Source organism: Staphylococcus sp. 17KM0847 (genome assembly GCF_013463155.1).
Lineage (GTDB): Bacteria > Bacillota > Bacilli > Staphylococcales > Staphylococcaceae > Staphylococcus.
Map to the genome: position 1 here is coordinate 403,692 of NZ_CP040781.1, position 22,108 is coordinate 425,799.

Consider the following 22,108-nt stretch of genomic DNA (forward strand, 5'->3'; position numbering starts at 1 on the left):
AGAAAGGAGGCATATCATGGATTTAAAACAAGAAATTTTAGCGTTGATACAACAATCAGATTATCGTGCAATGTCAGTATCAGATTTTCAAGATGCGCTCGGTTTAAGCAGTGCAGATTCGTTCCGTGATTTGATTAAAGTGTTGAATGAGTTGGAACAGGGAGGCGTTGTCACACGAACGAAGCAAGATCGCTATCAAAAATCAAGTACACAACAAAAGATAGTGAAAGGGATACTAAGCCAAAATAAGAAAGGGTTCGCTTTTTTACGTCCAGATGATGAAACGATGGAAGATATTTTTATCCCACCACATAAAATTCACTACGCTATGGATGGCGATACGGTAACAGTAGAAATACAAAAATCACGCGGAGAACATCGTAAAGGCAAGACAGAAGGAGAAGTTAAATCTATTGAACGTCATGCGATACGACAAGTGGTAGGTACATTTTCAGAGGCACGTCATTTTGGTTTTGTTGTACCAGATGATAAAAGAATCATGCAAGATATTTTTATTCCAAAGGGGCACGATTTAGGTGCAGTAGAAGGTCACAAAGTCCTCGTTCAAATTACGCAATACTCTGATGGGACAAATAACCCAGAAGGGCATATTTCTGCAATATTAGGACATAAAAATGATCCAGGTGTGGATATTTTGTCCATCATTTATCAACATGGTATTGAAATTGAATTTCCAGATGATGTATTGCGAGAAGCAAAGGCGATACCAGAGACAATTGGAACAGATGAGATTACGGGACGCCGTGATTTGAGAGACGACTTAACCATTACTATTGATGGTGCAGATGCAAAAGATTTAGATGATGCTATTGCACTGAAACAACTTTCTAACGGTCATATAGAACTTACAGTAAGTATTGCAGATGTGAGTTACTACGTTCAAGAAGGAAGTGCATTAGACCGTGAAGCGTATGATCGAGCGACAAGTGTCTACCTTGTAGATCGTGTAATACCTATGATTCCACATCGACTAAGCAATGGAATTTGTTCATTAAATCCTGACGTCGATCGTTTAACGATGAGCTGTCGTATGGAGATAGATGAACGTGGAGAAGTGGTGAGTCATGATATTTTTGAAAGCGTGATTCACTCCAATGCACGTATGACATATGATGAAGTTAATGAAATCATTACTGAAAAGAATCAAGATGTACGTCAACAATACGCACATATTACGCCGATGCTAGATTTAGCCAAAGATTTATCTCAACGTTTGATTGCAATGCGTAAACGACGAGGAGAGATTGACTTTGATATTCCTGAAGCACAAGTACAAGTCAATGAAGAAGGTATTCCACAAAATATTGTTACGCGTGATCGAGGGGAAGGCGAGCGCTTGATTGAATCATTTATGCTTGCGGCGAATGAAACGATAGCAGAACACTTTGATAAGTTAGAAGTGCCTTTCTTGTATCGTATTCATGAGCAACCTAAGTCAGAGCGTTTACGTCAGTTTTTTGATTTTATTACGAATTTTGGCATCATGGTTCGAGGAACAGGAGAGACGATTCATCCAAGTACATTGCAACACATTGCAGAAGAAGTGACAGGTCGTCCAGAAGATAGAGTGATTTCAACGATGATGTTACGCTCTATGCAACAAGCACGTTATGAAGCGGATAACTTAGGTCATTTTGGTTTGGCAGCTGATTATTATACACACTTTACATCACCGATTCGTCGTTATCCAGATTTGATTGTCCATCGTTTAATTCGTAAATACTTAATTGAACAATCAATGAATGGTAAAGCACAACATGAGTGGGAAGAGAAACTGCCGCAGATTGCTGAACATACCTCTCAGCGTGAACGCCGTGCAATTGATGCAGAGCGAGATACAGATGAATTGAAAAAAGCAGAATTTATGATTCAGCATATTGGTGATGAATTTGAAGGGGTTATTAGTTCTGTTGCAAACTTTGGCATGTTTATTGAATTACCTAATGCGATTGAAGGACTCGTCAGTATTCAAAATATGACAGACGACTATTATCACTTTGATGAACGTCATATGGCATTAATAGGTGAGCATCAAGCTAAAGTATATCGTATTGGCGATACAATAAAGGTTAAGGTGATACATGTCGATGTAGATGAACGTCAAATTGACTTTCAAATTGTAGGCATCCCCATAGATTTCGGCTCCAAACGGGATAAAAAAGTTCAAGGTACAACCATTCAGATTAAATCTAAGGGCGATCAATTTAAAAGTAAAAAAGACGGGAAGAAAAAGCGTAAACAGCGTAAAGGAAAACACGCACGTCGTCGTGATAAAAACAATAAAACAAAACATAAACCTTTCTATAAGGATAAAAGTTTGAAGAAAAAAGCACGTAAAAAGAAAAAATAAGTTGAGGTGAGGCTTCATGGCTAAAAAGTCAGGCAAAGGAACCTTAGCAGAAAATCGTAAAGCACGTCATGATTATCAAATTGAAGATACGATTGAAGCAGGCATTGTGTTGCAAGGCACAGAAATTAAATCAATTCGTCGAGGGAGTGCCAACCTAAAGGATAGTTATGCACAAGTCAAGCATGGAGAGATTTTCTTACAAAATATGCATATTGCGCCCTATGAAGAAGGCAATCGTTTTAATCATGACCCTTTACGTGCACGCAAGCTATTGTTACACAAGCGAGAAATTTTAAAGCTCGGTGAACGTACAAGGGAAATTGGTTATGCGATTGTACCGCTTAAACTTTATTTAAAACATGGAAATTGTAAAGTATTATTAGGTATTGCAAGAGGTAAGAAAAAATTTGATAAACGCCAAGCATTAAAAGAAAAAGCAGTCAAACGTGATATTGATCGTGCAATGAAACAAAAATATTAAGTCATTGCGTAGGGGTTAAATATTTGTTAAGATATAATGTGCTTTCAAATATTTATGTGGAAGCACATATATCACATGACGGGGGCGTTTTTGGATTCGACAGGGGTCCCCAGAGCTTATGAAGCGTGTCGGAGGGTTGGCTTCGTTACAAACACACTCAGTTTATAATAACTGGCAAAACTAACAATAATTTAGCAGTAGCTGCCTAATCGCACTCTGCATCACCTAGCAGTATCGCCTATGTACTGCTAACGTGATTCAACTTGAGTAGGATACGCACGTCACTGCCGTTTGAAGTCTGACGTGAAGAGATCAATCAAGCTAGCACAATGTTGGTTGTCTATCACCTTGCATTGTGTGAAATATATCGATAGACTACACACGTAGAAACATTTGTATCAGGACCTTTGGACGCGGGTTCAACTCCCGCCGCCTCCATTAATAATAGTTTGAACCGTTGATATAACGGTATTTAAGAGTAGTGAGTGTCAAATATGTGTCAAGAAAATAATTTTTTGACACGTTGACCTTGCTCCTTTTTTACATTGAAAAACACCACAAAATCCAATTCAAAGGATTTTGTGGTGTTTCATTTGCGGAACTGAAACCTTATGCTCCAGTCTCTTTTGTTTAATTATCAATGTTATTAGGATTAAAATACTTGTATATTGTGTGACCTTCTTCACTTATGATACGGTTAGCTATTTGTTGAAGTTCGGGATAATAATGGTGAGCAAAACCTATGATTATTTTATTTAATATAACATAAGAAAGCTCTCGATCCTTAGGTAATGTGTTATTAATAATGTCAATCAAATCTAAGTATTTAATTTTGTCAATGTTTCTATGGGCTAAATATTTAAGAAATGCACTTTGAATCTCTTCGAAAACACTATATCTTAAATCCATTTCTACAAAAATTAAACTTACAGTATTAGTACCATTTCGATTTAATCCAACAGATGAATTTAATTCTTGTATGGCTTGGTAGAGAAGTTTAATATCTCCTTCATCCTCTAACATTTATATCACTCTCCTTAAAATAACCAAGTAATGGTTTCTTTGGTTGATGTCAATAGAACAGCACTAGCAACTAATGCAACAATTGTTTTTGTGGCTTTCATTATACAGTTATTCCCCTTAATTATATAATTACAAAATCAACAGTTTGTAATATATGTATACAATATTTAAAAACAAAAAGATTGAAAATGCTTAAGTGGTGGGGGATGAGGGCAATTGTTTTTTATAAATAGCAAAAAATAAACGGTACGACTTATATAAATAACAACTATAAATATTAAAAAAGTGATTATTAGGGGATAATTCGTCTTAAAATGGCATGTCGTAATAAATAGTAGTTATTCAGTAAATAAAAAAGATAAAAATTAATGTAAAATTTATAAATAATTGCTCATAATGAAATTCCTATGTTTACAGATTATGTAAAACGGTAAAATGATAAGGCTGAATGATTAATGAATTTAGCAATATTATTAATGTAAGACTTATACTTTATAGTTTCTACTAACAGCTGATTTCAATGGGAGTGCTTGTAGAGCTGATAAAGTATGAGAACGATATGAGTAATTTGTATTTTTGAAAAAGGGGACGGCTATGGATTATAAACAAAGAATTTTAAGCGATACTGTCAATATTAAGTCGAGTTTTGAGCATGTCGTGATATATTACATTTTATCTGGAGAAACAGAATTGAATAAGAACCATACAACAACAATATTTCAGGAAAATGAATTCTTTTTGATTAACCCGTTTTCTCCGCCAATTATTATTAAAAATACAGGAGAAGTTTTAGAACTCACGATCAATAAACTGAGCTTTAATCGTTTTTCATTGTTAAATTCCGATAAAAATTATAAGGCGGATACAGATATAAATGTAATAGAAGGCGCTATTAAGCGTGAAATTATAAGTTTAATACACGCAGAGGAACAAGCGAATACGTTTAATTCCGATATGCATATGATTAGGCTGATTAACTATATCGATTTGGGAGATTATTACAACAATCATTCTAATGTCACCAATCCACTTATTGTGAAGGTTTTGAATCATATTAATGAAAATTATAAGCAACAGTTGACAGTAACTAAAATAGCAGAACACTTTTTTGTTAATGCGAGTTATCTTTCAAGGTTATTTTCAGAAACATTAAATATACCCTTGTTAAAATATATTCGTAAAATAAAAATGTATAATATTGCTGCTGATATTATTATTATCGGGAGCGATCAAGATTTATGGAAGTTGTATGGATTTAAGTCATATGAATCCTATTTAAAAAACTTCAAAAAGATATTTAATATGACACCTACAGAATTTTTGAAGAAAAATCGCTCAGACGATATCTACTATAAACAATAAACATGCTCCATAATTCATTTATAACGCATATTAGGCTACAAACACACTATCTTCGTATGGGGATAGGTAGTCTCGATGTGCGAAGCCTTCATAAATACATATTAGGAACTTTTAACTCTTTTGATTTTAACGCTGCATAACACCTCTTAATCTTTTGAAATAAAAAACACCCTGAAAGAAGCATATTACTATTTCTCTTCCGTTTTTTACTGTTTCCTAGAAGTAATAGCTTTACTAACAAAATACTGTATAGAATGAATATACTTGCTCAATGATTTGACAGGACAGATTTATTATATTTTATAGGTGTTCCATTTATTAATATGAATGTATGGTCTTTTTTTGTTATTAGAAATAGGTTAGAGAATTTGATATGAGATTTGGGAAGCCTTGAGCGGTTTTGGAATGTCTTTTAGTAATTTAATCAGAGTAAGTACAATTTTTAGACCATGATGGGAATCAATCTTGATTTGAGTGTAGCAGAGCCAAGACTTAAGTTTACATATCAAGAGTTATTAGTTTAAAAATAAAGCTATTTTAAATATTCAGTGCATTCACTATTGTTATAGTTATCAAGATTTTTCAGATAATGAAGAGATTATAAGCCCCAAACTTATTAGCCAAAGATATTATAGTGAATAGTTGCTGAATACGACTTAAATAGAAAAATAACCCAAGCTAAGGTGCTAAATGTAAACACGGGCTAAGAGAAGAGATAAATACTTAAAGGATTGTTATAACCATAGCATTTGTAATAATAAAACATATTGAATGAACTATGTTTAGACATTAGGATCGACCTAATTCTAATATGAAATATAGAGAATAGCGATAAAGGAATTCTGTAATAATTGATTTCTTTGTCGCTATTTTTAGGTACTTATTTTCTGTGAAGATTAAATAAGTACCTAAGTTTATTTTGATCATACTTTTATATTATGTAGGAATAGTCAGGTATATCTAAGCATTATGGTAGGTTGTGTTTGTATGCCAAAAAAGTAAAATACTTTTTGTTATTCTATCATGAAAAATGAAGAGTATTAATGAAAAATATAATCTATATCTAGCTACTTTCATAAAGAGAATAGCTGAAAAATATAAAATAATGTATGGGTTATTGTGTTATATTACAACACTATTTTTTACTATTTGTTATACTTTTTGTTTTGATATTAGCTGATTGTATTTTTAGTATCTAAAAATACTTTAATATAGGCAACAGGAAACGAAATATTAATTAACATGGAGGAATTCCAAATATATGAAAAATCAAAAACGTAAGACGAGATGGGATTTTTTGCCGAATAGGTTAAATAAATACTCAATTCGTAAATTCACAGTAGGAACAGCTTCATTATTAATTGGAGCAACTTTAGTATTTGGTGTCAGCAAGGATGCAGTAGCATCAGAGGAAGATTCACCAAATACTCAGTTGTCGGAAAATACTTCAAAAAATAATGATGTATTAAATGAACAGCCTGATAATTCAGAACAATCAACAGTTAATACACCAGACCTGACGACAGAAGGAACTATTGAACAAAACTCACAAACAGAGAATAATATAGATGCATCATTAGAAGAAGGGTCAGTAGAACAAGAAACTGAAACAGCAGAAACTAAAAATATAGAAGATAAAGTATTAGATGTTAAAGAAAAAAATGAACAAACAAAAAATGTAATATCTAATGAAGAAAGTGATTTAAAAACTCAGGAAGAGTTAGATACTAAAGAGCCAGAAATAAATAAAACAGAAGAAAAATATATAAATAAACAAATAGAAAATAAGAATAATACAGTTGACTTAACATCAGAGAAGAAAACAATTGTCGATGAAAATGTGGACAATCCATTAGATGCAAAGGTTAGGGAATTAGAACAAAAATTAACAATGTCATCGGACAAAGCGCAAATAATAAAAAGTGAACTGTCAGAAGTTTATTCAGAAAAAGATGTTGAAGGTATTTCAAAACTGATTGATATTGATTATGAAAATGCGACAGCACAAGAAATCCTTGATGCTATTATTTATGCAGGTATTCAATACAGTGCAAACCAACAAAAAGCACATAGTTTTGTTGCGTTACCTAGGTCTGTAAGTACTCAAACAAGAGCTGTTAGTGATACAGGTAATAATACAATTTCAGAAACAAGTAGAGATTTTTATGATCACTTTGAAACATACTTTGGTGCTGCTTACACACCAGATGGAGATCGAGATATCGTTACATTGACACCAGATATAGGTGGGCAAATGGGCGCAGTGACATTAAAAACACAAGTAAATTTAAAGAACGATTTCTCCATAAGTGGGAAAGTTAATTTGGGTGATAAGTATGAAGGAAATCCTAAAAATGGTCGTTATGGTGGGGACGGCATATTATTTGGATTTGCAGAACATAATGTAGGAAGTACACCAGGATTACCTGGTGCTGGACTAGGTGCTGCAGGAATGAAGAATATGTTTGGATTTAAACTTGATACATGGCATAATACTAGTCACCCAAGTGCTAAAGATAAAGCTTCAGCAGACCCAGCAAGATTACGAGACAAAGGTGCTTTTGGTGCATTTGTATTTTCAGATGGAGTTGGAAAAGTAATAACTCATGATGGAGGGATAAGAGGAACTGATGGTGCAGCACCATTAGAAATACAACCTGATGATAGTAGCTATGTCTCGTTTGAGTTGACGTATACAAGTGCGGATAGAACATTAAGCTTTGAATATGGTGGACAAACGTGGATTAAAGATGTCACTTCATGGGTGAATAGAGTTAGATCCGGTAACTATTTATTTGCGATAACAGCTACGACAGGTCAAGGAAGTAACTTACAAGCAGTTGACTTAACGTCTGGTAGTTACACACAAGCACCTAACTCAGAACCACTACAAGATGTTACACCGCCTAAGCCACCTACAATAGTTGAAGAATTAACACCTGCTACTACTTCGATATCGGGGATTGCTGAACCAAATACGCAAGTGACTATCACTCTCCCAAATGGTAATTCAGTTGAAACAACTGCCAATGAAAATGGGGAATATACTGCACCGGTAGAAGGTTTAACTGCAGGTGGAGAAGTGAGTATTATTTCAACTGATAATGCTGGTAATGTTTCAGAACCAACGAAAAAAATTGTTGAAGCAGGTGATTTTGATTTAAGACCGGCAGAAGAGGCAGTAGCGAAAGCGGAAGCAGCGGAAAAAGCAGCAGAAGATAAATTAGCGGAAGTGAACGAAGATGGCGTCGTAACACCAGCGGAACAAGCGGAAGTAGAAGCAGAGAATACGAAAGTCACAGCAGCGAAAGAAGCAGCTGAAAAAGCGTTAGCAGAAGTACCAGAAGGTACAGAAGGTAAGCAAGACTTAGTAGATCGCTTAGCGGAAGTGAACCCAGTTGCGGTACCAGCTGTGACAGATGCGAACGATAATGGAAAAGCAGATACAGCAGACTTAGCGTTAGCAGAAGAGGCAGTAGCGAAAGCGGAAGCAGCGGAAAAAGCAGCAGAAGATAAATTAGCGGAAGTGAACGAAGATGGCGTCGTAACACCAGCGGAACAAGCGGAAGTAGAAGCAGAGAATACGAAAGTCACAGCAGCGAAAGAAGCAGCTGAAAAAGCGTTAGCAGAAGTACCAGAAGGTACAGAAGGTAAGCAAGACTTAGTAGATCGCTTAGCGGAAGTGAACCCAGTTGCGGTACCAGCTGTGACAGATGCGAACGATAATGGAAAAGCAGATACAGCAGACTTAGCGTTAGCAGAAGAGGCAGTAGCGAAAGCGGAAGCAGCGGAAAAAGCAGCAGAAGATAAATTAGCGGAAGTGAACGAAGATGGCGTCGTAACACCAGCGGAACAAGCGGAAGTAGAAGCAGAGAATACGAAAGTCACAGCAGCGAAAGAAGCAGCTGAAAAAGCGTTAGCAGAAGTACCAGAAGGTACAGAAGGTAAGCAAGACTTAGTAGATCGCTTAGCGGAAGTGAACCCAGTTGCGGTACCAGCTGTGACAGATGCGAACGATAATGGAAAAGCAGATACAGCAGACTTAGCGTTAGCAGAAGAGGCAGTAGCGAAAGCGGAAGCAGCGGAAAAAGCAGCAGAAGATAAATTAGCGGAAGTGAACGAAGATGGCGTCGTAACACCAGCGGAACAAGCGGAAGTAGAAGCAGAGAATACGAAAGTCACAGCAGCGAAAGAAGCAGCTGAAAAAGCGTTAGCAGAAGTACCAGAAGGTACAGAAGGTAAGCAAGACTTAGTAGATCGCTTAGCGGAAGTGAACCCAGTTGCGGTACCAGCTGTGACAGATGCGAACGATAATGGAAAAGCAGATACAGCAGACTTAGCGTTAGCAGAAGAGGCAGTAGCGAAAGCGGAAGCAGCGGAAAAAGCAGCAGAAGATAAATTAGCGGAAGTGAACGAAGATGGCGTCGTAACACCAGCGGAACAAGCGGAAGTAGAAGCAGAGAATACGAAAGTCACAGCAGCGAAAGAAGCAGCTGAAAAAGCGTTAGCAGAAGTACCAGAAGGTACAGAAGGTAAGCAAGACTTAGTAGATCGCTTAGCGGAAGTGAACCCAGTTGCGGTACCAGCTGTGACAGATGCGAACGATAATGGAAAAGCAGATACAGCAGACTTAGCGTTAGCAGAAGAGGCAGTAGCGAAAGCGGAAGCAGCGGAAAAAGCAGCAGAAGATAAATTAGCGGAAGTGAACGAAGATGGCGTCGTAACACCAGCGGAACAAGCGGAAGTAGAAGCAGAGAATACGAAAGTCACAGCAGCGAAAGAAGCAGCTGAAAAAGCGTTAGCAGAAGTACCAGAAGGTACAGAAGGTAAGCAAGACTTAGTAGATCGCTTAGCGGAAGTGAACCCAGTTGCGGTACCAGCTGTGACAGATGCGAACGATAATGGAAAAGCAGATACAGCAGACTTAGCGTTAGCAGAAGAGGCAGTAGCGAAAGCGGAAGCAGCGGAAAAAGCAGCAGAAGATAAATTAGCGGAAGTGAACGAAGATGGCGTCGTAACACCAGCGGAACAAGCGGAAGTAGAAGCAGAGAATACGAAAGTCACAGCAGCGAAAGAAGCAGCTGAAAAAGCGTTAGCAGAAGTACCAGAAGGTACAGAAGGTAAGCAAGACTTAGTAGATCGCTTAGCGGAAGTGAACCCAGTTGCGGTACCAGCTGTGACAGATGCGAACGATAATGGAAAAGCAGATACAGCAGACTTAGCGTTAGCAGAAGAGGCAGTAGCGAAAGCGGAAGCAGCGGAAAAAGCAGCAGAAGATAAATTAGCGGAAGTGAACGAAGATGGCGTCGTAACACCAGCGGAACAAGCGGAAGTAGAAGCAGAGAATACGAAAGTCACAGCAGCGAAAGAAGCAGCTGAAAAAGCGTTAGCAGAAGTACCAGAAGGTACAGAAGGTAAGCAAGACTTAGTAGATCGCTTAGCGGAAGTGAACCCAGTTGCGGTACCAGCTGTGACAGATGCGAACGATAATGGAAAAGCAGATACAGCAGACTTAGCGTTAGCAGAAGAGGCAGTAGCGAAAGCGGAAGCAGCGGAAAAAGCAGCAGAAGATAAATTAGCGGAAGTGAACGAAGATGGCGTCGTAACACCAGCGGAACAAGCGGAAGTAGAAGCAGAGAATACGAAAGTCACAGCAGCGAAAGAAGCAGCTGAAAAAGCGTTAGCAGAAGTACCAGAAGGTACAGAAGGTAAGCAAGACTTAGTAGATCGCTTAGCGGAAGTGAACCCAGTTGCGGTACCAGCTGTGACAGATGCGAACGATAATGGAAAAGCAGATACAGCAGACTTAGCGTTAGCAGAAGAGGCAGTAGCGAAAGCGGAAGCAGCGGAAAAAGCAGCAGAAGATAAATTAGCGGAAGTGAACGAAGATGGCGTCGTAACACCAGCGGAACAAGCGGAAGTAGAAGCAGAGAATACGAAAGTCACAGCAGCGAAAGAAGCAGCTGAAAAAGCGTTAGCAGAAGTACCAGAAGGTACAGAAGGTAAGCAAGACTTAGTAGATCGCTTAGCGGAAGTGAACCCAGTTGCGGTACCAGCTGTGACAGATGCGAACGATAATGGAAAAGCAGATACAGCAGACTTAGCGTTAGCAGAAGAGGCAGTAGCGAAAGCGGAAGCAGCGGAAAAAGCAGCAGAAGATAAATTAGCGGAAGTGAACGAAGATGGCGTCGTAACACCAGCGGAACAAGCGGAAGTAGAAGCAGAGAATACGAAAGTCACAGCAGCGAAAGAAGCAGCTGAAAAAGCGTTAGCAGAAGTACCAGAAGGTACAGAAGGTAAGCAAGACTTAGTAGATCGCTTAGCGGAAGTGAACCCAGTTGCGGTACCAGCTGTGACAGATGCGAACGATAATGGAAAAGCAGATACAGCAGACTTAGCGTTAGCAGAAGAGGCAGTAGCGAAAGCGGAAGCAGCGGAAAAAGCAGCAGAAGATAAATTAGCGGAAGTGAACGAAGATGGCGTCGTAACACCAGCGGAACAAGCGGAAGTAGAAGCAGAGAATACGAAAGTCACAGCAGCGAAAGAAGCAGCTGAAAAAGCGTTAGCAGAAGTACCAGAAGGTACAGAAGGTAAGCAAGACTTAGTAGATCGCTTAGCGGAAGTGAACCCAGTTGCGGTACCAGCTGTGACAGATGCGAACGATAATGGAAAAGCAGATACAGCAGACTTAGCGTTAGCAGAAGAGGCAGTAGCGAAAGCGGAAGCAGCGGAAAAAGCAGCAGAAGATAAATTAGCGGAAGTGAACGAAGATGGCGTCGTAACACCAGCGGAACAAGCGGAAGTAGAAGCAGAGAATACGAAAGTCACAGCAGCGAAAGAAGCAGCTGAAAAAGCGTTAGCAGAAGTACCAGAAGGTACAGAAGGTAAGCAAGACTTAGTAGATCGCTTAGCGGAAGTGAACCCAGTTGCGGTACCAGCTGTGACAGATGCGAACGATAATGGAAAAGCAGATACAGCAGACTTAGCGTTAGCAGAAGAGGCAGTAGCGAAAGCGGAAGCAGCGGAAAAAGCAGCAGAAGATAAATTAGCGGAAGTGAACGAAGATGGCGTCGTAACACCAGCGGAACAAGCGGAAGTAGAAGCAGAGAATACGAAAGTCACAGCAGCGAAAGAAGCAGCTGAAAAAGCGTTAGCAGAAGTACCAGAAGGTACAGAAGGTAAGCAAGACTTAGTAGATCGCTTAGCGGAAGTGAACCCAGTTGCGGTACCAGCTGTGACAGATGCGAACGATAATGGAAAAGCAGATACAGCAGACTTAGCGTTAGCAGAAGAGGCAGTAGCGAAAGCGGAAGCAGCGGAAAAAGCAGCAGAAGATAAATTAGCGGAAGTGAACGAAGATGGCGTCGTAACACCAGCGGAACAAGCGGAAGTAGAAGCAGAGAATACGAAAGTCACAGCAGCGAAAGAAGCAGCTGAAAAAGCGTTAGCAGAAGTACCAGAAGGTACAGAAGGTAAGCAAGACTTAGTAGATCGCTTAGCGGAAGTGAACCCAGTTGCGGTACCAGCTGTGACAGATGCGAACGATAATGGAAAAGCAGATACAGCAGACTTAGCGTTAGCAGAAGAGGCAGTAGCGAAAGCGGAAGCAGCGGAAAAAGCAGCAGAAGATAAATTAGCGGAAGTGAACGAAGATGGCGTCGTAACACCAGCGGAACAAGCGGAAGTAGAAGCAGAGAATACGAAAGTCACAGCAGCGAAAGAACTACCAGAAACAGGTCAAGAAGCTGCAAATACAACTTTACTAGGAACATATGCAGCATTACTCGGTTCACTCTTCCTTTTAGGTAGACGTAGAAAAGAGAATGAAGAGAAGTAATACTCACATTTAAAATTTATCGATGAGTACTAAAGAAAGACCATCAAAGTCCTTTTGAGGATTTTGATGGTCTTTTGTTATATCATTTATAGAACAAGAAACCTATAAAAGAAAAACTGAGCTAAAAGTGAGGAAATATCATACCTCTCAGCTCAGTTAGGGCGTTATATAATTATGCTACAACTTCGACGTCTAACTGTACATCAACGTTTCCATTAATAGCTTTTGAATATGGGCAAAATGCATGCGCTTCTTGTAATGATTTTTCAGCGTCTGCCTGTGACATATTTTTAACTTGTGCATGAATAGCGACTTCAAGTTTTGGGCTTTCTGATTCTGAATCGTCCACTAAGCGTACTGTTAAGTTAACAACAGGTTCAGCATTACGGAATTTATTGCGTTTTAAGATTAAATCAAATGCGCCGTTGAAACATGATGCATAGCCTGCTGCAAATAATTGTTCAGGGTTTGTTGCTTTGCCGTCTGCTTTATCTGGTGGTGTAATTTGTAAGTCTAAGGCTTTATCGTCTGTGTGTACAGTGCCTTTACGACCACCTGTATTTGTTGCAGTTGTTTCATAAATGATTGACATGCTTGATTCCTCCTTAAAAATGTTTCTTCATTATACTACTTGTTTCTTATATTTCCAATAATTTAGTCTTTTCAAACATAGAGATATAAGGTATAGTTATTTTATTCTGAATTGACAGACAAATTAGGGGTGACATTATGAAAAAGATCAAAGTATTTGATGTGAGAGTAGACGAAAAACAAGCATTGCAACAATGGATTGAACGCCATCAAGATGAGGTAGAAGTTGTTTTGACGACTGATTCTTTTGGTGGAGAACATTTGACACAGTTGGAAGATATTGATGGTATCAGTATTTCTCAGACAACGACATTCAATGATGAATATTATCCTATCTTAACTGAGAATGGTATTTATCATATTGCCCAACGTTCAGCGGGTTTTGATATGTATAATTTGGTGGCAGCAACGGCATCGGGTGTTAAAATATCTAATGTGCCAAGCTATTCACCTCAGTCTATTGCAGAGTTTGCAGTGACTCGAACATTAGCACTTGTTCGTCATACACATCGTATTGATCGTAATGTTGCACTTCAAGATTTTACATGGGATTTAGCAGTACAAGGACGAACAGTTGAGTCTTTAAAGATAGGTGTATTGGGGACAGGACGTATTGGTAGTCGCGTTGCAAAAATTTTTAAAGGGTTTGGTGCAAAAGTATATGCGTATGATATTGCTCCAGACCCTACGCTTGAAGGCATTGTGACCTATGTTGATACACTTGAAGCGTTAGTCAAAGATATTGATGTATTGACATTACATATCCCGGGATCTCCAGAAAATAAATATGTTGTAGACGAAAAGATTCTTGAACAAGCTAAACCGGGCTTATTTGTTATCAATACAGCTCGGGGTATCGTATTAGATACAGAGGCTTTGATTCGTAAATTAGATGATGGAACGGTGGCTGCTGCAGCATTAGATACGTATGAAAACGAAGGCGCTTATTTTAAAAATGACTGGACAAATAAACCACTAGGGGATCCAATATTAAGCCATTTGTTAGAACGTGATGATGTGATTGTTTCACCACATGTTGCATTTTATACAGATGAAGCTGTCCAAAACCTTGTTGATATTCCATTGGACGACGTATTATCCTATATCAATAAGCATACAGCCGAAAATATTGTCAATCCATAAAGAGAGAAAGGAAGATAGGTGTGAAACCCAAAATTGTAGCAAGTTTAATGCCTAAACACCGTATGTTAACATCTGATGAAGTCACTCAAGTTGTACAAAATGTAAGTTATTTTGATATTTTAGAACTACGAATAGATGCAATACCGTCGTGTGATGTCACAAGCGTGTCAGAAATGATGACAACACTAAAACGGATAAAATCAGATATACAAGTGTTAGTAACGTATCGTAGTGCACAGCAGGGTGGGAAGGGATTATTAGATAATAATGCATATGGTGAGCTACTGGAGGCATTAAGCCAAGTGTCTACAATCGATATGATTGATGTAGAGTGGGATTTTCATTATTCTGATCGTCAAAATCTTGTGCAAACGATACAAGCACAAGACAAAAATGTCGTAGTGTCATATCATGATTTTGATAAGACACCATCCATCGATGAATTGAAGAAAATATATTTCCATCTATCTCAAATGAAGGGAAATTATCTTAAAGTTGCTGTAATGCCAAATAGTCGTCAAGATGTACTTGTATTATTGCAAGCTATCTCAGAGGCGAGTGAGTCTTTGAACCAGTTGGTTGCAGGGATTTCAATGTCTGAGTTAGGCATAGTGACAAGGATAGCACAAGGTACATTTGGTGGGGCATTAACATTTGGTGCATTAGGGAGCGAAGCAGTAGCGCCAGGACAAATCCCCGTCCAACAGCTCATACAAGCCATTCAACCGTATCATTTGTTTGATTAATGTATTTAGTTTGCGTATAATTGATAATTGTTATCAATATTGAAGGGGAAGATAAAAAATGGAACTTCAAGACGCCATTAAGTATAGAAGAAGTATCAAGAAGTTCAAACATGATATGCACATTGACGAAGTAGCAGTACGTCAAGCATTAGTAGATGCAGCAGAAGCACCAAACCATGGTATGAGGGAGCCTTGGCGAGTCGTTTATGTACCTAAACATAAACTAGGTGAAATGAGTAGAGATATCTCGAAATATGCATTTCCAAGAGATCATGACAAACAACAAAGTCACTATGACGCGGTAACAAAGTTAGGTGGCTTTGTAGCAGTTATTATGAAGTGTGATGCACGTCAACGTGAAGAAAATGAAAATTATCTTGCAGTTGGTGCATTTGCCCAAAATTTATTGTTATTACTTTATGAACAAGGAATTGGTTCATGTTGGAAAACGCCACAATACATTTTTAATCCTAAAATTCGTCAAGTGTTTGGTGTTTTACCTGATGAACGTTTAGTTGGCTTTATCTATCTTACAGATTTACAAGAAGAGGATAATACTAAGCATGCAGTGCGTCAAAATAGAGGACTTGTGACAGATTACATTTAGCTATAATTATAAAAAAGGGACGGTAGTTATAGAGCCGTCCCTTTTTGATGTTTCAATTACTATTGACCTAAACTGTCTGCTAAAAAAGATTCAACTTGTTCAGGTGATTTTGCGTTTGCAGAGTGTAAATGATGAAGTTTTTTACCATCTTGGAAGATTAAAATACTTGGAATGCCCATCACTTCATTTTCCACAGCAGCTTCCTCTACTTCATCGCGATTAACAGTATACCAGCTGTATGCACTGTATTTTTCAACGATAGGGTCAATCCACATATCCATTGCTTTACAATCTGGACACCAACCTGCTTCAAATTTAACAATTACAGGTTCAGTATTTTGGATAACCTCGCGAAATTGATTCATATCTTTAATGGCTTTCATGACATTGCCTCCTTATAATGTTTCGTAGCACTATTATAGCGAACCTTGATTATGAAGTCATTCAATGTGCAACTTTACTGTTCAAATGACAAAAAAATTATAAAAAATAAGCAATGTTTTTAAATTTTTGTTATATTTGAAATAAGCGAGTACAGGAGGGTTCATTATGATTAAATTTTATCAATACAAAAATTGTACGACTTGTAAAAAGGCAGCTCAGTTTTTGACAGATCATGGTGTAAGTTTTGAACCGATTGATATTGTTCAACATACACCAACACAAGAGGAATTTAGAGAAATCGTTGATAAAACAGGGATTGAAGTCAAAAAGTTGTTTAATACACATGGTGCAAAATATCGTGAATTAAATCTTAAAGATAAACTTTCAGATATGTCAGACGAAGAAAAATTAGAATTATTGGCTTCAGATGGCATGCTTGTTAAAAGACCGTTAGCCATTTTAGGTCATAAAGTCACAGTTGGCTTTAAAGAAGATACTTATCGTGATATATGGCTATAAGAAAATAGTTGATAGAAACACTTCAATATGTCATGATTAATCTATAATTATAAATTTTGGAGGGGATTTAAGTGGCAGTACCAAACGAACTAAAATATTCAAAAGAACATGAGTGGGTAAAAGTTGAAGGGAATACAGCAGTTATCGGTATTACTGACTTTGCACAAAATGAATTAGGCGATATCGTATTTGTTGAGCTTCCAGAAGTAGATGACGAAGTATCAGAAGGTGATACATTTGGTAGTGTTGAATCAGTAAAAACAGTATCAGAACTTTATTCTCCTGTATCTGGTAAAGTGATTGAAGTCAATGAAAATTTAGAAGATGAACCAGAAGCGGTAAACGAATCACCATATGAAAATGCTTGGATGGTTAAAGTTGAGTTAAGTGATGAGAGTGAATTAGATGCATTAATGGATGCAGCAAGTTACGAAGCAATGATCGGTGAATAATTTTATAATTTCAACTCGGAATAGTGCGATGAGATATTGTGCTGTTTCCGAGTTTTTTATTTGCAATAATAGTTGTAACTTTTTATATTGAGTGATATAAGCATCAGGTTTAAATTTAAAAAGCGACAAGACATTGATCTTGTTCAAGTTCAGTAATGTGTATACACTCTTGTAACAGATGAGGAAGTTTTGTTGTACGCTCACTTTTATTACGATATGTGTTGAAAGAAAATGTAAGCGTAAGTTGAGAAGGAACGAAGGTATATGACATACAATGTAGAACGTAATGTATCAATAGATATAAACTTTGATAAAGCGATACACCTTATATTTGGCTATACAGCAATGTGTGGTACGTGCAAAGTATCTGAACGTATGTTGGATATTGCGAATGATATTGTTCAATTGCCAATAATAAAGGTGGATCTTAATTATTATCCTGAATTTAATCAAGCGCAGAGTATTCAATCTGTACCTGTATTATTAATTATGAACTATGATCAAGAGGTTGAACGACTCTATGCGTTTCGCTCTGTACCATTTTTATTAGAAAAAATGAAAAAAGTCATTGACGAAACTTGATTAGGGTGGTAAGATTTAAACAATTCAATATTCAGAAAACTCTTATCAAGAGTGGTGGAGGGATGTGCCCTGTGAAGCCCGGCAACCGTCTAGTAATAGAAATGGTGCCAAGTCACATAAAGTTGTTGATTAACTTTTGGAGATGAGAGAAAGGTTGCATCATTTTATACTTTCTCTTTCATTAGCAAAAGAGGAAGTATTTTTATTTGGTGTAAAAGATGTTTTGCACAAGGAGGAGCAGTATGATTGAGCTAAAGAATATTGTTAAAAAATATGAAAGCAAGTCGAAAACAGTTACTGCGGTAGATCATGTCAACTTGGAGATTGGCAAAGGAACGATCTATGGTATTATCGGTTTTTCTGGAGCTGGTAAAAGTACACTCGTTCGACTCTTTAACTATTTAGAGACACCGACTTCGGGTGACGTTATTATCGGTGGCGATAATATTGGTACATTAGATAAACAGGCATTACGCCAAAAAAGACAAAAAGTAAGTATGATTTTCCAACATTTTAACTTACTATGGTCAAGAACTGTTTTAGATAATATTAAGTTTCCGCTGGAGATAGCTGGTGTATCAAAAGCTGAGGCAACACACAAAGCAGAAGAGTTAGTCAAAAGAGTAGGACTAGCAGGACGTGAACATGCCTACCCGTCAGAACTTTCGGGAGGACAGAAGCAACGTGTGGGTATTGCAAGAGCATTGGCAAATGATCCAGAGGTTTTGCTTTGTGATGAGGCAACCAGTGCATTAGACCCACAAACAACAGATGAAATATTGGATTTATTGTTGCAACTTAAAAAAGAACAAAACTTAACAATTATTATTATTACACATGAGATGCATGTTATTCGTCGTGTATGTGATGAAGTAGCCGTAATGGAAAATGGACGTGTTATTGAACATGGAGAAGTATCAGAAGTTTTTGAAAATCCACAACATCAAGTGACGCGTCGATTCGTACAAGAAGATTTACAACCAGAAGACGATTTTAATAGCATTATTAATTCGTTAAAACTCGAGGCAAATGATTGTATTGTTAAGTTAATATTCGCTGGTGAAAATACGATGCAGCCAGTCGTATCTTATATTGCACAAAAACATCATGTTGCAGTTAATATTTTGGAAGGTAATATTAAGCATTCTAAATCTGGGTCTGTTGGATTTTTACTTGTACACATTCCGGACATTTCAGGTGATCGCTTTAATCAATTAAAACAAGATTTAATTGCACAAAACATTCAAGTAGAGGTGATCGAGCATGGGTAAAAGTTTCAGTGAAATATTACAAGAGATGATTACGATGCCGAATGTTCGTTGGCCTGATGTATGGATAGCTACATATGAAACATTATATATGACGGTTATTTCAACAGCTTTCTCATTTGTTTTAGGATTAGTATTAGGTGTTATTTTGTTTTTGACATCTAAAAGTAAATCAAAAGTTGGACGCCTGTTTTATAGTATTGTATCGTTCTTTGTTAACTTATTCCGTGCGATTCCATTTATTATTTTGATTCTATTACTTATTCCATTTACAAGTTTGTTACTTGGTACGATTAGTGGTCCTACGGGTGCACTACCAGCACTTATTATTGGCGCTTCTCCGTTTTATGGTCGCTTAGTTGAAATCGCATTAAAAGAAATCGACAAAGGTGTTATTGAAGCTGCACGTTCAATGGGTTCGACAACATGGACAACCATCTTAAAAGTGCTTATACCAGAGTCATTACCTGCTTTAATTTCAGGTATTACGGTAACAGCTATTGCCTTAGTAGGTTCGACAGCAGTAGCCGGTGTTATCGGTGCAGGAGGTCTGGGTAACTTAGCATACTTAACCGGTTTTACACGAAATCAAAATGATGTCATTTTAGTTTCAACCATTCTTATTTTAGTCATCGTTTTTGTAATTCAGTTTCTTGGAGATTGGTTTACAAATAAAATAGATAAACGATAATAATTTTAAAGGGGTTTATAAATATGAAAAGAATTTTATCCGTTGCACTTATTTTTGTTTTAACGGTTGCACTTGCTGCTTGTGGAAACAAAGAAGAGAAAAATGACAAAAAGATTGAAGTGGGTGCTTCGCCAGCACCACACGCTGAAATTTTAGAGGAAGCTAAACCATTGTTGAAAGATAAAGGTTATGATTTAGAAATTAAAACAATTAATGATTATACAACACCGAACAAATTGTTGGATGCAGGTGAATTGGATGCGAACTTTTTCCAACACACACCTTATTTAGATACTGAGAAAAAAGATAAAAAGTATAAAATCGAATCAGCAGGCAATGTACATTTAGAACCAATGGCTGTTTATTCACAAAAATATGATAGCTTAAAAGATTTACCGGATGGGGCTGAAATTTTTGTATCAAACAATCCAGCTGAACAAGGACGTTTCCTTAAGTTCTTTGTGGATGAAGGGTTAATTAAAATAAAAGATGGCGTTAAAATCCAAGACGCTACATTTGATGATATCGTAGAAAACAAAAAGAATATTAAGTTTAATAGTAAGCAAGCTGCAGAATTTTTACCTAAGACATATCAAAATAATGAAGGGGATGCAGTGATTATCAACTCTAACTTTGCGATTGAGCAAAAGTTAAACCCACAAAAAGATTCTATTGCAGTTGAAAATGGGAAAGATAATCCATATGCGAACTTAATCGCAGTACAAGAAGGTCACAAAAACGATGAAAAAATCAAAGCATTGATGGAAGTTTTACAATCTAAAGACATTCAAGACTTCATCACTAAAAAGTATGATGGTGCTGTAACGCCAGCGAAATAAGATGTGCTTTGACAAGTAAATAAGAAGATGGGGGTAGGATAGGCGATGCACTGAGCAATGATTTGACAGTGTATGACACGCTATGATGCTAACCTCGTCTTCTTTAATTTTACATAGAAAATGAAAGGGGTATTCTGATGAGAAAGATAGCATTGATGATAACAGGGATTGCAGCGTTACTACTTGTGTTAGCAGGGTGCGGTAATACGAAAGAAGCAAATAAAGAAGACAAGAAAATCGTCGTTGCGGCAACACCAACGCCACACGGTGAAGTAGTTAAAAAAGCAGGGGAAATATTGAAAAAAGACGGCTATGATGTAGAAGTGAGAGAAGTGAACGACTACAAAATTCCGAACAAACTTTTGGACAAAGGGGACGTCGATGCGAATATGTTCCAACACGTGCCATACTTAAAGGCCGAGCAAAAATCGCACGGCTATCAAATTGAAGAGGTGGGCAAAGTGTTGACAACGCCAATGGGTGTCTATAGTAAAAAGCACAAAAGCTTGAAAGACTTGCCAGATGGCGCCAAAATTTACATTTCAAACAATCCAGCTGAAGAAGGACGCTTTTTATCATTTTTCGTTAAAGAAGGTCTCATCAAAATTAAAGACGGCGTCAAAATTGAAGATGCCAAGCTAGACGATATTGTCGAAAACAAAAAGCATTTGGAGTTCGATAATCAACAAGGCGCAGAGTTTTTGCCAAAAACATACAATAACAATGAAGGTGATGCGGTCATTATGAACTCAAACTATGCGATTGATAATGGCTTGAAACCATTGAAAGATAGCATTGCCGTTGAAGATGAGTCTTCACCATTTGCCAATATTTTAGCTGTACAAAAAGGGCACAAAGACGACAAAAAATTCCAAGACTTGATCAAAGCATTGCAATCCGATGAAGTGCGTGACTATATCAATGAAGAATTTGACGGTGCCGTAATTCCAGCGAAATAATCGTTAACAAAACGCCCCTTATCCTACATGAATAGTGGATAAGAGGCGTTTTGCGCTAATAAGTCCTCTCAACTAAAAGCGTTGAGTCAGATACTTATTGCTCTAGGGCTGAGACATTGTAGATGCCATTCTTCCTTAGAAAACTACAAAGCATAAAATGGCAGTAGGTATCGGAAGTGAAAATGCGTTTTAACAAACTTTTTCCACTTCTCGTTACCCTTGCCGGGGTGGGACGACGAAAACGTTTAAGATT

Annotated in this window: 17 protein-coding genes, 1 other RNA gene, 1 pseudogene and 1 riboswitch; of the genes and pseudogenes, 16 read left to right on the forward strand and 3 right to left on the reverse strand. The window is 37.6% G+C overall.

Translation table 11 applies throughout. The annotated features are described in order from the left end of the window. The first annotated feature begins 16 nt into the window (after positions 1 to 16). The 3 genes from rnr (at position 17) to ssrA (ending at position 3,293) form a co-directional block, all read left to right on the forward strand. Complete coding sequence (gene rnr, locus FGL66_RS01975) at positions 17 to 2,371, forward strand: ribonuclease R (RefSeq protein ID WP_180809949.1); 2,355 nt, start codon at positions 17 to 19, stop codon at positions 2,369 to 2,371. 16 nt (positions 2,372 to 2,387) lie between these two features. Then, positions 2,388 to 2,852 carry an SsrA-binding protein SmpB gene (smpB, locus tag FGL66_RS01980; protein WP_180809950.1) on the forward strand — a complete coding sequence of 155 codons (465 nt, stop codon included), beginning with the start codon at positions 2,388 to 2,390 and terminating at the stop codon, positions 2,850 to 2,852. 80 nt (positions 2,853 to 2,932) lie between these two features. Continuing rightward, positions 2,933 to 3,293, forward strand: a transfer-messenger RNA (tmRNA) gene (gene ssrA / locus FGL66_RS01985). Positions 3,294 to 3,482: 189 nt separating this feature from the next. On the opposite strand, the gene FGL66_RS01990 is transcribed toward ssrA, so the two are convergent. Next, a complete protein-coding gene (locus tag FGL66_RS01990; protein ID WP_180809951.1) occupies positions 3,483 to 3,875 on the reverse strand; it encodes a hypothetical protein in 393 nt (130 codons plus the stop codon). A 594-nt stretch (positions 3,876 to 4,469) separates the two neighbouring features. Here FGL66_RS01990 and FGL66_RS01995 point away from each other — a divergent pair. The 3 genes and pseudogenes from FGL66_RS01995 to FGL66_RS02000 all read left to right on the forward strand — a co-directional run bounded on the left by FGL66_RS01995 (position 4,470) and on the right by FGL66_RS02000 (position 13,074). After that, positions 4,470 to 5,237, forward strand: coding sequence for a helix-turn-helix domain-containing protein (locus tag FGL66_RS01995; protein ID WP_180809952.1), 768 nt, complete (start codon positions 4,470 to 4,472; stop codon positions 5,235 to 5,237). Positions 5,238 to 6,498: 1,261 nt separating this feature from the next. Continuing rightward, positions 6,499 to 6,607, forward strand: a pseudogene (locus tag FGL66_RS09905) (YSIRK-type signal peptide-containing protein); the annotation flags it as partial. A 62-nt stretch (positions 6,608 to 6,669) separates the two neighbouring features. Continuing rightward, positions 6,670 to 13,074, forward strand: coding sequence for a GA-like domain-containing protein (locus tag FGL66_RS02000; RefSeq protein ID WP_500862569.1), 6,405 nt, complete (start codon positions 6,670 to 6,672; stop codon positions 13,072 to 13,074). 172 nt (positions 13,075 to 13,246) lie between these two features. Here FGL66_RS02000 and FGL66_RS02005 read toward each other — a convergent pair whose 3' ends face one another. Next, on the reverse strand, positions 13,247 to 13,666 hold the full coding sequence (locus tag FGL66_RS02005; protein WP_180809954.1) for an Ohr family peroxiredoxin: 420 nt from the start codon (positions 13,664 to 13,666) through the stop codon (positions 13,247 to 13,249). Positions 13,667 to 13,803: 137 nt separating this feature from the next. Between FGL66_RS02005 and FGL66_RS02010 the strand changes: the two genes are divergently transcribed. The 3 genes from FGL66_RS02010 to FGL66_RS02020 are packed head-to-tail and all read left to right on the forward strand — an operon-like array spanning position 13,804 to position 16,161. After that, positions 13,804 to 14,808, forward strand: a complete 1,005-nt coding sequence (locus tag FGL66_RS02010) for a D-2-hydroxyacid dehydrogenase (protein ID WP_180809955.1) — start codon at positions 13,804 to 13,806, stop codon at positions 14,806 to 14,808. A 20-nt stretch (positions 14,809 to 14,828) separates the two neighbouring features. Further along, positions 14,829 to 15,554 (forward strand): type I 3-dehydroquinate dehydratase, encoded by a 726-nt coding sequence (gene aroD / locus FGL66_RS02015; protein ID WP_180809956.1) that lies wholly within the window; start codon positions 14,829 to 14,831, stop codon positions 15,552 to 15,554. 58 nt (positions 15,555 to 15,612) lie between these two features. Further along, positions 15,613 to 16,161, forward strand: coding sequence for a nitroreductase family protein (locus FGL66_RS02020; protein WP_180809957.1), 549 nt, complete (start codon positions 15,613 to 15,615; stop codon positions 16,159 to 16,161). A 59-nt stretch (positions 16,162 to 16,220) separates the two neighbouring features. Here FGL66_RS02020 and FGL66_RS02025 read toward each other — a convergent pair whose 3' ends face one another. Then, complete coding sequence (locus FGL66_RS02025) at positions 16,221 to 16,544, reverse strand: thioredoxin family protein (RefSeq protein ID WP_180809958.1); 324 nt, start codon at positions 16,542 to 16,544, stop codon at positions 16,221 to 16,223. Positions 16,545 to 16,710: 166 nt separating this feature from the next. On the opposite strand from FGL66_RS02025, the gene FGL66_RS02030 reads away from it, so the two are divergent. The 7 genes from FGL66_RS02030 (at position 16,711) to FGL66_RS02060 (ending at position 21,855) form a co-directional block, all read left to right on the forward strand. After that, positions 16,711 to 17,064 (forward strand): arsenate reductase family protein, encoded by a 354-nt coding sequence (locus FGL66_RS02030; protein WP_180809959.1) that lies wholly within the window; start codon positions 16,711 to 16,713, stop codon positions 17,062 to 17,064. Between the two features lie 71 nt (positions 17,065 to 17,135). Next, complete coding sequence (gene gcvH / locus FGL66_RS02035) at positions 17,136 to 17,516, forward strand: glycine cleavage system protein GcvH (RefSeq protein ID WP_180809960.1); 381 nt, start codon at positions 17,136 to 17,138, stop codon at positions 17,514 to 17,516. 264 nt (positions 17,517 to 17,780) lie between these two features. Beyond that, positions 17,781 to 18,098, forward strand: coding sequence for a thioredoxin family protein (locus FGL66_RS02040; RefSeq protein WP_180809961.1), 318 nt, complete (start codon positions 17,781 to 17,783; stop codon positions 18,096 to 18,098). A 39-nt stretch (positions 18,099 to 18,137) separates the two neighbouring features. Next, positions 18,138 to 18,247: riboswitch (SAM riboswitch) on the forward strand. 93 nt (positions 18,248 to 18,340) lie between these two features. Beyond that, the gene (locus FGL66_RS02045; RefSeq protein ID WP_180809962.1) at positions 18,341 to 19,369 is read left to right on the forward strand and encodes a methionine ABC transporter ATP-binding protein; all 1,029 of its coding nucleotides are present in this window, start codon (positions 18,341 to 18,343) and stop codon (positions 19,367 to 19,369) included. Beyond that, a complete protein-coding gene (locus FGL66_RS02050) occupies positions 19,362 to 20,057 on the forward strand; it encodes a methionine ABC transporter permease (RefSeq protein ID WP_180809963.1) in 696 nt (231 codons plus the stop codon). The genes FGL66_RS02045 and FGL66_RS02050 overlap by 8 nt, the downstream gene beginning before the upstream one ends. A gap of 23 nt (positions 20,058 to 20,080) precedes the next feature. Then, complete coding sequence (locus tag FGL66_RS02055; protein WP_180809964.1) at positions 20,081 to 20,896, forward strand: MetQ/NlpA family ABC transporter substrate-binding protein; 816 nt, start codon at positions 20,081 to 20,083, stop codon at positions 20,894 to 20,896. A 137-nt stretch (positions 20,897 to 21,033) separates the two neighbouring features. Further along, entirely contained in the window at positions 21,034 to 21,855 is an 822-nt protein-coding gene (locus FGL66_RS02060; RefSeq protein WP_180809965.1) for a MetQ/NlpA family ABC transporter substrate-binding protein, read from the forward strand. Positions 21,856 to 22,108 lie beyond the last annotated feature (253 nt).